This is a genomic window from Gordonia lacunae, assembly GCF_002149015.1.
GTDB lineage: Bacteria > Actinomycetota > Actinomycetes > Mycobacteriales > Mycobacteriaceae > Gordonia > Gordonia lacunae.
This window is the reverse complement of the sequence record NZ_NGFO01000028.1, coordinates 1-12,175: the sequence shown is the minus strand read 5'-3', so window position 1 is coordinate 12,175 and position 12,175 is coordinate 1. Positions and strand designations below refer to the sequence as shown.

Annotated in this window: 9 protein-coding genes; 8 read left to right on the top strand and 1 reads right to left on the bottom strand. The window is 66.8% G+C overall.

Annotated elements, in window-relative coordinates:
* Positions 1 to 41 precede the first annotated feature (41 nt).
* Together CA982_RS20385 and acmB are read left to right on the top strand one after the other, a co-directional pair.
* The gene (locus tag CA982_RS20385; RefSeq protein WP_086537069.1) at positions 42 to 1,238 is read left to right on the top strand and encodes a pyridoxal phosphate-dependent aminotransferase; all 1,197 of its coding nucleotides are present in this window, start codon (positions 42 to 44) and stop codon (positions 1,236 to 1,238) included.
* Between the two features lie 14 nt (positions 1,239 to 1,252).
* Positions 1,253 to 2,458 (top strand): methyl acetate hydrolase AcmB, encoded by a 1,206-nt coding sequence (gene acmB / locus CA982_RS20380; protein ID WP_086537068.1) that lies wholly within the window; start codon positions 1,253 to 1,255, stop codon positions 2,456 to 2,458.
* 437 nt (positions 2,459 to 2,895) lie between these two features.
* Here acmB and CA982_RS20375 read toward each other — a convergent pair whose 3' ends face one another.
* Positions 2,896 to 4,137, bottom strand: coding sequence for an HNH endonuclease (locus CA982_RS20375; RefSeq protein WP_086537067.1), 1,242 nt, complete (start codon positions 4,135 to 4,137; stop codon positions 2,896 to 2,898).
* A 613-nt stretch (positions 4,138 to 4,750) separates the two neighbouring features.
* Here CA982_RS20375 and CA982_RS20370 point away from each other — a divergent pair.
* The 6 genes from CA982_RS20370 (at position 4,751) to mimD (ending at position 12,085) form a co-directional block, all read left to right on the top strand.
* Positions 4,751 to 6,133, top strand: a complete 1,383-nt coding sequence (locus CA982_RS20370) for an FAD-binding oxidoreductase (RefSeq protein ID WP_086537111.1) — start codon at positions 4,751 to 4,753, stop codon at positions 6,131 to 6,133.
* A 32-nt stretch (positions 6,134 to 6,165) separates the two neighbouring features.
* Positions 6,166 to 7,377, top strand: a complete 1,212-nt coding sequence (locus CA982_RS20365) for a helix-turn-helix transcriptional regulator (protein ID WP_086537066.1) — start codon at positions 6,166 to 6,168, stop codon at positions 7,375 to 7,377.
* Between the two features lie 161 nt (positions 7,378 to 7,538).
* Complete coding sequence (locus CA982_RS20360; RefSeq protein ID WP_086537065.1) at positions 7,539 to 9,176, top strand: aromatic/alkene/methane monooxygenase hydroxylase/oxygenase subunit alpha; 1,638 nt, start codon at positions 7,539 to 7,541, stop codon at positions 9,174 to 9,176.
* A 360-nt stretch (positions 9,177 to 9,536) separates the two neighbouring features.
* The gene (locus tag CA982_RS20355; RefSeq protein ID WP_086537064.1) at positions 9,537 to 10,577 is read left to right on the top strand and encodes a 2Fe-2S iron-sulfur cluster-binding protein; all 1,041 of its coding nucleotides are present in this window, start codon (positions 9,537 to 9,539) and stop codon (positions 10,575 to 10,577) included.
* A gap of 48 nt (positions 10,578 to 10,625) precedes the next feature.
* Positions 10,626 to 11,744 (top strand): aromatic/alkene monooxygenase hydroxylase subunit beta, encoded by a 1,119-nt coding sequence (locus tag CA982_RS20350; RefSeq protein WP_086537063.1) that lies wholly within the window; start codon positions 10,626 to 10,628, stop codon positions 11,742 to 11,744.
* Between the two features lie 2 nt (positions 11,745 to 11,746).
* Positions 11,747 to 12,085, top strand: a complete 339-nt coding sequence (gene mimD, locus CA982_RS20345) for a propane 2-monooxygenase effector subunit MimD (RefSeq protein WP_172622110.1) — start codon at positions 11,747 to 11,749, stop codon at positions 12,083 to 12,085.
* Positions 12,086 to 12,175: the final 90 nt, after the last annotated feature.

The following is a 12,175-nucleotide window of genomic DNA, read 5'->3' as shown; positions in this document are numbered from 1 at the left end:
CGGGTCGGACGACGATTTCCGCGCCGAGCACAATGTGACCCATGAGGATCTCCCGACGCGCCGACGGGATCGCACCGTTCCAGGCGATGGAGTACGCGAAGCGGGCGGCCGAACTCGAGGCGGCGGGGCAACCCGTCGTGAAGCTGAACATCGGCGAACCCGACTTCGGGCCGCCGCCTGCGGTTCTCGCCGCGGCGCGCGAGGCGACCGGACACCCCCTCGCATACACCGGCGCCCTCGGTCTCCCCGCATTGCGCGAGGCCATCGCGGACTTCTACGGCCACCACTTCGGGGCGACGGTGGATCCGGCCCGGGTTGCGGTGACCGCCGGCGCATCGGCAGCGCTCCTGATGGCCTGCGCGGCGCTGATCGACCCGGGCGACGAGGTGCTCATCGGTGATCCCTCCTATCCGTGCAACCGCCAGTTCGCGCACGCCTTCGGGGCACAGGTCAGGCTCTTGCCGACCACCCCCGACAACCGGTTCCAGCTCACCACCGCCGACGTCGACGAGGCGTGGACGGATGCCACCCGCGGGGTCATCGTGGCCACCCCCTCGAATCCGACCGGCACGTCGATGCCCTACGCCGAACTCGTGGCCATGTGCGATCTGGCTGCCGCACGTGGCGGATGGTCGATCGTCGACGAGATCTACCTCGGGCTGTCCGACCCCGCCCCGGATGGACGGCCGCCGCGCAGCGTCCTGGCCACCGACTCGCCGGGCGTCGCGGAGACGGTGGTGATCAACAGTTTCTCCAAGTACTTCGGGATGACGGGGTGGCGGTTGGGATGGTGCATCGTCCCCGACGAGCTCGTGGGGGTGCTGGAACGGCTGGCGCAGAACTTCTACGTATGCCCGCCGACCCCGTCGCAGTATGCGGCGCTGGCCTGCTTCACCCCGGAGTCCCTCGCGGTCGCCGAACACAACCGCCGTGAGTTCGCGCGCCGACGCCAACTCGTCGTCGACGGACTCGCCGGCATCGGTCTCGAGGTGCCGGTCATCCCCGACGGCGCGTTCTACGTCTACCTCGACGTCAGTTCCACCGGGTTGACGTCGAGTGAGTTCTGCGACCGGGTGCTCGCCGAAGCCCTCGTCGCCATGACCCCGGGGAACGACTTCGGGGTCGCGGGCGCGGACCGATACGTCCGCCTGTCCTACGCCGCATCCACCGACGACCTCACCCTCGCCATCGAACGGCTCCGCACGTTCGTCGGCGCCGGTCACGTCCCACTTCGATGAGGAGAAACCAGCACATGAGCTCCACGGGCACAGTCCGTTCCGAACGCCTCGCCGACGAGGTGACCCCGATCCTGGCGGCGCGTACCGAGGGCGATCCACGGGTGCCGGGTGTGGTCGCGGGCGTGACGACCGACGAGGAGACCGTCTTTGTGGGCGCCGCCGGCGTGCGCGCCCTCGACGACCCACGACCGATGACCGCCGACTCGGTGTTCGCGATGTTCTCCGCGACGAAGGCGGTCACCGCGACCGTCGCGCTGCAGCTCGCCGAGGACGGGGACCTCGACCTGCACGCACCGGCGCGCTCCTACGTACCGGAGCTCGGCGAACTCCAGGTGATCGAGGGCTTCGACGCCGACGGCCGGCCGCGTCTCCGGCCGGCCGCGTCCGATGTCACGACCCATCAGTTGCTCACGCACACGGCCGGTTTCGGTTACGACTTCTTCAACGAGACCTACCGTCGACTGACTGTGGACCACGGCGTGCCCGCCGTTGCCACGGCGACCCGCGCATCGTTGCGGACCCCACTGCTCTTCGATCCCGGTACGCAGTGGGAATACGGTTCCGGAGTGGACTGGGCGGGACAGGTCATCGAGGCCGTCGCCGGCCGCCGGCTCCGCGAGGTGATGGACGAACGTGTCCTCACACCACTCGGCATGTCCGACACGGGCTTCGCGCTCTCCGACGACGCCCGGAACAGGCGGGCCGTCCTGCACATGCGCAAACGGGGCGAGCTGGTACCCAACCACCGTTGGGAACAGCCCGCCGATCCCGAGATCGACATGGGCGGACAGGGCCTCTGGTCCACGGTCCCCGACTATCTGACGTTCCTGCGAATGTGGTTGCGCGGCGGACGTTCCGACAGCGGCGAGCAGATCCTGCAGCCGAACACCGTCGAGGTCGCGTTGCGCAATCAGATCGGCGACCTGGCGGTTCGGCGGTTACCCGGCGTGATCCCTCCGTTGAGCCACGACGTCGAATTCCTCCCCGGCACGCCGAAATCGTGGTCGTATCCGTTCATGGTCAACGACGCCGACGCGCCGACCGGCCGACCGGCCGGGTCCCACTCGTGGGCCGGGCTGGCCAATCTCTACTTCTGGATCGATCCCCACACCCGTATCGGCGGCTTCTGGGCGACGCAGGTCTTCCCGTTCTTCGACCCCGCTTCGGTCGACGGATACCTCGACTTCGAGACGGCCACGTACCGGGCCCTGGCGGACTGACCTCGCGGCGCGTTCAGCACTGGGTGACGCTCACGCAACACCCATGTGTCCTATCCGGTGAGATCGCGAGGGCAATGGTCCGGTGCCGACATGGCGCGGCGTTCCCTACCGGCACCACGCTCGGCCGCGTGATCGGCGGGGCAGCTGGGTGACCAGCCATGCCGGCCCCACCGATCCACGGTGCAGTCGGTCCGCTCCTTGGCCGTCGCGGTCGAGCACTTCAGCCGTTCCGCGGCGCGTCGCAGCGCCCAAGGGCGCTCGACGACGCATTGAGCCAAGGAGGTAGCCCGGAGCGGGTGGTGCGGGCCGATCGCTCAACGGGGTACAGAGGGCATCACTATGGAGTTGGCAAAGGACGGCTGCGGTCCCGGCGCGGCCGGGTGCGGAAGGTGCTGCGCGACGTAGGTGGTTGGCCAAGTGTTGTCTGGCGGCGGTGGTCAGGCGGCGTCGTCGAGTTGCATGGTGCGTCGGTTGTAAGCGGGTAACGGCCGACGGTGTGGGTCGATGGTGGCGGGTGGGACAAGCCACGGGTGCCGGTCGAAGCCCATCACGATCTCCCAGCCGTGGTGGTGGACCTGGGTGTGGCAGCGTTGGCAGAGCAGGCAGCCGTTGTCGAGGTCGGTGGGACCGCCGTCGACCCAGTGCTGGATGTGATGGACTTGCGTATGCGACGGTGGTGCACCGCATTTGACGCAGCATTTGTCTCGAACGATCACGGCTTTGCGTAGGTGGGTCGGGAACAACCGGTGGGTGTGCCCCATCTGCAGCGGAACGCCTTCGCCGTCGAGGACGAACTCGGTGAGCGATCCGTCGCAGGACAATCGTTTTGCGGTGGCGTGGCTGACGCATCCGGTCCACGGCAGTTCGGCGGGGTTCACGCCCGTTGCCGGGATGGTCAGCGTCAGCTGCGTGCGCGGGCTGCCGATGCTGTCGATCGTGGCGCCCAGTGCGGCTTGGTCGAGAATCAACTCGAACGCATCCGCGCGGCGTTGTTCGGCGGTGCGCCGGTCGTCGGCGCCGTCGGGTTCGGGTCGTGGGCAGGAGCGTTCGTCGATCATGGCCAGGAATTTCTCGCCGATGGTCTGGGTGAGGTCGGCGCGGATGTCGATGCGGCCGGCGTCGGTGGTGTGAGCGGTGACCGTGTTCAGGGACGAGTCGTCGGCGGCTGGAACACCGGCGTCGGCTGCGTCCGCGAGTGTGTTGCCGAGCGCGAGGGCGTGCTTTCGTATCTCTGTCGGCGTCGAACCCGAAAGGGCCTGGCCGATGAGTTTGAACTCGTACGAACCCTTGTCGTCGTCGGAAAGTCGACCTGGGCATCGCTTCTCGATGTGATTCATCCCGCGGACAATCGCATCGAGAACCTCAGCGGACAGACGACCGTCGGCGGCGTGACGAGCCAGAGCGGGCAGCGTCGGTAAGCCGTCGACGCCTCGCATGATCCGGTCGGCCGGGGCGGGTGCGTGACCCATCTCGATCAACAGCTTCTTGGTGGTGCTGCCGACCTTCTGTGCGACACCGAGTTCGTCGAGTTGTGCTGTGTGGGTGACGATCTGGTGGTCGATGATATTGCGGATCAATCGCAACACGTTCAAGGCATCGAATGTTGCTCTGCCAGTGGGGTCGTCGGCGGGCGGGCTGGTCCCGATGAGTTGATCGAGGAGAGTGGCTAGCTCTGGCATGACTCCAAGATACAGGAACGTGCGTTCGATTTCGAGGAGTTTCCACAGCTTTGATTCACCAAATCGTTGACTGTGCAGTGGATTTCGTCGACTGTGCATAGATCGACAACAGTGATGCACTTCAGTCACACACCCGTTTCGGAATCGGGGTGACAAGTGGTGATTCTGTGTTCACTCGAGCTCGTGGGGAGTCACCTCCAGGGCGCATCCGCGGCCAGTCGGTCTTCAGAGACTCGGCTCCTCGCTTCGCTCGGTGCCGGATCAACCAGCGGGGGTCGGGCGCTGACAAACAGCGGGTGGTCGGGCGGCGACAAAACAGCGGGGGGTCGAACGCCGGCTCAACCAGCGGCGGGTCGAACAGAACACCGGCTCAACCAGCGGCGGGTCAAACGCCGACCCAACCAGCGGCGGCCGGTATCCGCCGACCGCGTCGACCCCCAGACTTCTGGGACCACACCGCCCCAGAAGTCTGGCGCGCGCATTTCCCGCGTTCGAGGGATGGCGGGAACAAAAGGGACTCAGCCACTCTGAGTCGCATGGAGCAGCCGACTCCGGCGCACCACATCCCATGCACCGCTGTTCACCCGCAGGTCCCGACCCCGAAGGAATCATCGTGTCCATCACCTCCGAGCCCCTCGACTCCACCGACTTCGACGCCCTGCTCACCGCGGTCGCCGGCCCCGTCCTGATCCCAGCCGACGAGGGCTATACCGGCGAACTGTCCGGGTTCAATCTCGCGGCGATCCCGGCTGCCGACGTGGTCGTCGGGGCGACGAACGCCGCCGATGTCGCCGCCGCCGTGCGGTACGCGCGCTCCAACGGATTGCGCGTCAGTGCGCGAGCCACCGGGCACGGTTCCCCCATCGAGGGGCGGGGCACCGTCGTGGTCACCACGTCGCGGATGACCGAGATCAGCGTCGACCCGGTCACCAGGACCGCACGTGTCGGCGCCGGTGTGCGGTGGCGCGATGTGGCCGCCGCGACCGCGCCGCACGGTCTCACCGGGCTCGTCGGTTCGTCGTCATCGGTGGGCGTCGTCGGGTACACCCTCGGTGGCGGCCTGAGTCCGCTCGGCCGGCAGTTCGGGTACGCCGCCGACCATGTCCGGTCGATCGAGCTCGTGACCGCCGACGGAATCGTCCGCACGGTCGACGCATCCGCGGGCTCGGACCTGTTCTGGGCGCTGCTGGGCGGCCGCGACGGCTTCGGCATCGTCACCGCACTCGAGTTCGAGCTGTTCGATCTGCCCACGGTCTACGGCGGCGGGATCTTCTTCGCCGGCTCGGCAGCGGGCGACGTCCTGCACGCATGGCGCGAATGGGCCCCTTCCCTCCCCGAGGAGGCCGGGACGTCGGTGGCCATCCTCCGCCTCCCGCCGGACCCCAATCTGCCCCCGCCCCTACAGGGTCAGCTCGCCGTCCACGTGCGCTACACGCACACCGGGGATCCCGCCACCGCGGCGGCTCTGCTGGCGCCGATGCGATCCGCCGGACCCATCCTGCTGGAGAACATCGACGTCCTGCCGACCGCCGCACTCGATGCCGTGCACATGGACCCGCCCGGGCCGATGCCGAGCGCCGAACGAGGGTGCCTGCTCGAGGGTTTCCCGGCGTCGGCCGTGGACGCGCTGCTCGCGGTCGCCGGTCCCCAGGTGGTGAGCCCGCTGGCGATCGTCGAGATCCGACTCCTCGGTGGCCGGTTGCGGTCGCCGCAGCGTGTGCCCAACGCCGTCGTCGGACGGGACGGCGCGTTCTCCGTCATCGCCATCGGCGTGCCCGCGGGCCCCCTGGGCGACCAGGTCGGTGAGCATCTCGTCGCCGTGGACAACGCGCTGGCCACCCACTCGTCCGGAGCCCTGCTGAACTTCTCCGGACGGACCTCGGCCGAGCGCGACGCACTGTGGTCGGCGGACCAGCGGACCCGGCTGGAGACCATCCGCAGGCGTCACGATCCGACCGGCGTCCTCCGACCGGCTGACCCCACTATTGTGGGATAGACATCCGCGCAGCTCACGCCCACAATTGTCGAATGACATCGAGTCTGACCGCCGAGCGCGTGCGCCGCGACATCGAGGTCGTGGCCCACGCCGGGCTCGGTCTCGACGACTTCTTCGCCGAAACCGTCGCCTCGCTCACCCGCGCGGTGCCGGTCGACGCGGTCTGCATCGGCACGTTCGACCCCAACACCGTGCTGCTCACCAGCGCCCGCAAGTACGGTTCGCTCCTCGGCGAGGATCACCGGGACCCGGATTGGGGCCTCCTCGAGTACGGGCAGGTCGAGCCGTCCGCCTACCGGGAGATGGTGGCCGCCAGGCGTGACGCGGTCGGGCTCAACCTGCTCAACCGGGGCGCCACCGAGCGGTCGAACCGAATGTCGCAGTTGATGATTCCCGAGTACTGCTTCCATGACGAGGCCCGGCTGGTGCTGCGGGACGGAGATCGGGCGTGGGCCGGGATCGCGATGTTCCGCAGCGGCGCGGGGTGCCGACCGTTCGACGCGGACGAGGTCGCGTTCCTCGGTTCGCTCTCCCGCACCCTCGCCTACGGCGTTCGCGTGGGGTTGTTGAGCAGTGTCGTGGCAACCGGCGCCGGGAGCGGAGCGAGCGGGCCGACCCGCACCGGCCCGGAGGACAGCGGCGTCGCGCACATGTCGCCGGCCACGGGTCACGGCCCGGCGGTCCTGATCATCGACCGCGGCAACGAGATCGTCCAGATGAGCGCCGGCAGCCAGGAACGCATCGCCGACCTCGCGTCCGGTCCGAACGGTGCGGCCGTGATGAACCCCATCTACGGCCTGATCGGTGCCGCGCGACGCTATGGGTCCGGCGAATCGTCCGTCCCGCCGCGTCTTCGGGTGCGCGGGGCGTCGGGCATGTGGCTGGTCATCCACGCATCGCCGCTGTCGTCGGCCGACGGCCGGGTGGGCGAGGTCGTGGTGACGATCGAGGAGGCGCGCCCGCCCGAGATCATCCCACTGGTCGTCGAGGCGTTCGGGCTCACCGCCCGCGAACGCGATGTCACCCAGATGGTGCTGCAGAGCGTGGCGACCAAAGACATCGCCACCGCCCTGCACGTCTCGGCCTACACCGTCCAGGACCACCTGAAATCCATCTTCGACAAGGCCGGCGTCCGCAGTAGACGCGAGCTGATCGCGCGGATCTACTTCGATCAGTACGCCCAGCGTCTCAACGACCCGCTGTTGCCGTCCGGATCGTTCGCCGCCGCCGACGGCGAGCTGTAGCAGACCCCCACCCTCCGAACCCGCCCGGTGCGCACTGCACCCGGCGGGTTCGTCGTCGTCTCACAGTGAGACGTTTGTAATCCACGTCACAGGGTTGTATCGAAGTCGCTCCAGTCCATGCGGGCCGGCAGTCCGCCGGCTCTCCACCGAGGAGGCGCACTTTGAGCAGGCAGAGCTTGACAAAAGCCCATGCGAAGATCACCGAGTTGTCCTGGGAGCCCACCTTCGCTACCCCGGCCACCCGGTTCGGTACCGACTACACATTCGAGAAGGCCCCCAAGAAGGATCCGCTCAAGCAGATCATGCGGTCGTACTTCCCGATGGAGGAAGAAAAGGACAACCGCGTGTACGGCGCCATGGACGGCGCCATCCGCGGCAACATGTTCCGCCAGGTGCAGGAACGCTGGCTGGAATGGCAGAAGCTGTTCCTGTCGATCATCCCGTTCCCCGAGATCTCCGCGGCCCGCGCGATGCCGATGGCCATCGACGCCGTCCCCAACCCCGAGATCCACAACGGCCTGGCCGTGCAGATGATCGACGAGGTTCGTCACTCGACGATCCAGATGAACCTCAAGAAGCTGTACATGAACAACTACATCGACCCGGCCGGCTTCGACATCACCGAGAAGGCGTTCGCCAACAACTACGCCGGCACCATCGGCCGCCAGTTCGGCGAGGGTTTCATCACCGGCGACGCCATCACCGCGGCCAACATCTACCTGACCGTCGTCGCCGAAACAGCGTTCACCAACACGCTTTTCGTCGCCATGCCCGACGAGGCCGCCGCCAACGGCGACTACCTGCTGCCGACCGTGTTCCACTCCGTCCAGTCCGACGAGTCGCGACACATCTCCAACGGCTACTCGATCCTGCTCATGGCACTCGCCGACGAGCGCAACCGTCCCCTGCTCGAGCGCGACCTGCGCTACGCATGGTGGAACAACCACTGCGTCGTCGATGCCGCCATCGGCACCTTCATCGAGTACGGGACCAAGGACCGGCGCAAGGACCGCGAGAGCTACGCCGAGATGTGGCGCCGCTGGATCTACGACGACTACTACCGCAGTTACCTTCTGCCGCTGGAGAAGTACGGGCTCACCATCCCGCACGACCTCGTCGAGGAGGCGTGGAACCGGATCACCAACAAGCACTACGTGCACGAGGTCGCCCGCTTCTTCGCCACCGGCTGGCCGGTCAACTACTGGCGCATCGACGCCATGACCGACAAAGACTTCGAGTGGTTCGAGCACAAGTACCCCGGCTGGTACAACAAGTTCGGCAAGTGGTGGGAGAACTACAACCGGCTCGCCTACCCGGGCCGCAACAAGCCCATCGCCTTCGAAGAGGTCGGGTACGAGTACCCGCACCGGTGCTGGACCTGCATGGTGCCTGCCCTCATCCGCGAGGACATGGTCACCGAGAAGGTCGACAACCAATGGCGCACGTACTGCTCGGAGACCTGCTACTGGACCGATGCGGTGGCGTTCCGGGGCGAGTACGAGGGCCGAGAGACCCCGAACATGGGTCGTCTCACCGGTTTCCGCGAGTGGGAGACACTGCATCACGGCAAGGATCTCGCCGACATCATCCAGGATCTGGGTTACGTCCGCGATGACGGCAAGACGCTGATCCCGCAGCCGCACCTCGATCTGGACCCGAAGAAGATGTGGACGCTCGACGATGTCCGCGGCAACATCTTCAACAGCCCGAACGTGCTGCTCAACGAGATGTCCGACGAGGAACGGAACGCCCACATCGCGGCGTACCGCGCCAACACCAACGGGGCCGTCCCGGCCTGAGTCGCGCCGACCCTTCGTGACGCGCTCTCCGCAAGCTACGAGCGCTCCTCAGGGAGCGGGAGACAACGCGCTCTCCGCAAGCTCCGAGCGCTCCTCAGGGAGCGGGAGATGTCCCGCAAGCCATCGCCCGCTCCCTAAACCGAAAGTCCCGCAGGAGTACTGCTCCCTGAGGTGCGAGGAGCGCTGGCGACGAGCCACGAAGGGTCGGCGACTCATCTCGCCACAACCCTTCGAGACGGCCTCCGCAGGCTCCGGCCTCCTCAGGGAGCAGGAGGGAGCGTCACCCCTGCTCCCTGAGGAGCGGAGCGCAGCGGAGCGTCACGAAGGGTCCCCGCACCCGAAGTCCGAACTGGAGAAACAGTGGCCGACACACATCGCATCAACTTCGCCCCCGTCGACATCGAGATGGAGGTGGGCGAGGACGAGACCATCCTCGACGCAGCATTCCGGCAGGGCATCCATCTCATGCACGGGTGCCGGGAGGGCCGGTGCTCGGCGTGCAAGTCCTACATGCTCGACGGCGACGTCCAGATGGACGACTACTCGACCTTCGCGTGCAACGACGCCGAGGAGGCCGAGGGTTACGTCCTGCTCTGCCGCACCTACGCCTACAGCGACTGCGACATCGAGTTGCTGAACTTCGACGAGGACGAATTGCTCGGCGGCGCACCGATCCAGGACGTCCGGACCCGCGTCGCGGCGGTCGAGCCGATGACCAAGGACATCGTGTCCCTCCGTCTGGACGTCGTGGAGCCGGCGACCTTCGAGTTCAAACCCGGCCAGTACGTGGACCTCTCGATCCCCGGAACGCAGGAGAAGCGGTCGTTCTCGATCGCCACCACCCAATCCACCCCCGACAAACTCGAGTTCCTCATCAAGAAGTACCCGGGCGGAGTGTTCGCCGGCATGCTCGAGAACGGACTCGAACCGGGCACCGAGATCATGGTCAACGGCCCGTACGGGTCGTGCACCCTCCGCAACGGGCACGTGCTGCCGCTCGTCTGCATCGGCGGCGGCGCCGGGATGGCACCGCTGCTGTCCCTCCTCCGGCACATCAGCGAAGCCGGAATCCAACGTCCGGTGCGCTTCTACTACGGCGCCCGCACCGCGGCAGATCTCTTCTGTCTCGACGAGATCGCCTCTCTCGGTGAGAAGATCACCGACTTCAGCTTCACCGCATGCTTGTCCGAGTCCGCCGCCGACGCTCCCGAAGGCGTCTCGGTGGCCGAGGGCAACGTCACCGACATCGTCAACGGATGCGAATCCGACCTGTCCCGAACGGAGGTGTACTTCTGCGGACCACCGCCCATGGTCGACGCGGCGTTGGCTCTCGCCGAACAACATTCGGTGCCCCGTGACCAGATCTTCTACGACAGTTTCACCAGCCCGGCATTCGACTAGCCCACCCAGACCTTCGACAGCCCGCCGACACCCCGAGGAGCGCGCAGTATGTCCGCACCCACCGCACCCAAACCCAACCAGCGGGAACGCAGTTTCCCGTCCATCGAGTTCACCGACGCCGAGGCCGGCGCCAAGGACTTCCCGAGTTCCAAGAGCCGCAAGTACAGCTACTACCAGCCGGCCAAGAAGCGCGCGACGATGTACGAGGACGTCACCGTCGACGTACAGCCCGATCCCGAACGGCACCTGAGTCAGGGCTGGATCTACGGCTTCGGCAACGGTCCCGGCGGCTACCCGCAGGAGTGGACGACGGCGAAGTCGAGCAACTGGCACGCCTTCCTCGACCCGAACGAGGAGTGGGACCAGACGATCTACCGGAACAACTCAGCGGTCGTCCACCAGGTCGACCTGTGTCTGCAGAACGCCAAGCGGGCACGCGCATACGACTCCTGGAATTCCCCGTGGCTCAAGTTCATCGAGCGCAACCTGGGTGCCTGGATGCATGCCGAGAACGGGTTGGCGCTGCATGTGTTCACCTCCATCCAGCGGTCCGGACCGACCAACATGATCAACACCGCCGTGGCGGTGAACGCCGCACACAAGATGCGCTTCGCGCAGGATCTCGCACTGTTCAACCTCGACCTGTCCGAGGCCGAAGGCGAATTCGACGGCGAGGCACACAAGGATGTGTGGCAGGCGGCACCGGAGTGGCAGCCGACCCGCGAGGTCGTCGAACGGCTGACGGCGGTCGGCGACTGGTGCGAGCTCCTCTTCGCCACCAACATCGTCTTCGAGCAGCTCGTCGGCTCGCTCTTCCGGTCGGAGCTGGTCATGCAGGTCGCCGCCCGCAACGGCGACTACATCACCCCCACCATCGTCGGCACCGGTGAGCACGACTACGACCGCGACCTGGCCTACACGCGGAGCCTGTTCCGAATCCTCACGCGCGACGAGGAATTCGGCGACCAGAACAAGGAGCTGTTCGCCCAGTGGCTCGCCGTGTGGGTGCCCCGGTGTCTCGAGGCGGCCCGTGCGCTGCAACCGATCTGGTCCCAGCCGGCCGACAAGTCGATCACCTTCGCCACCAGCCTGGACGCGGCGACCGCCAAGTTCACCGACCTGCTGACATCCATCGATGTCGCCATCCCCGAGGAGTTGACCAAGTGACCATGCAATTCGGCGCGGAGACCGAGTTCTCCAACATGTGCGGCGTGACGCTGATGAACACCCCGATCGGCCGGGTCGTCGCCGACGTCATGGGCTCGAAGGACGGGGTCGAACTCACCGAGTATCCGTCGATGATCCGCGTGGACGGGGTGAACCGGCTCGAGTTCGACTACGACGAGCTGACCGACGCACTCGGCCAGGACTTCGACGGATCGATCTTCGAGGAGATCAGTTCGACCCACTACGGGCGGATGGTGCACCTCGACGATCGGACCTTCCTGTTCGCCAGCCCGGAGGACGCCGCCGAGTACATCGGTTTCGATCTCACCGCCCAGAGCTGAACTCCGCGAAGCTCACACCACGCCTGCGTCGTGACCGCCGGCGGACCGTTCCCGGCGGTCACGACGTATACCAACCCATCTCCGCCGACC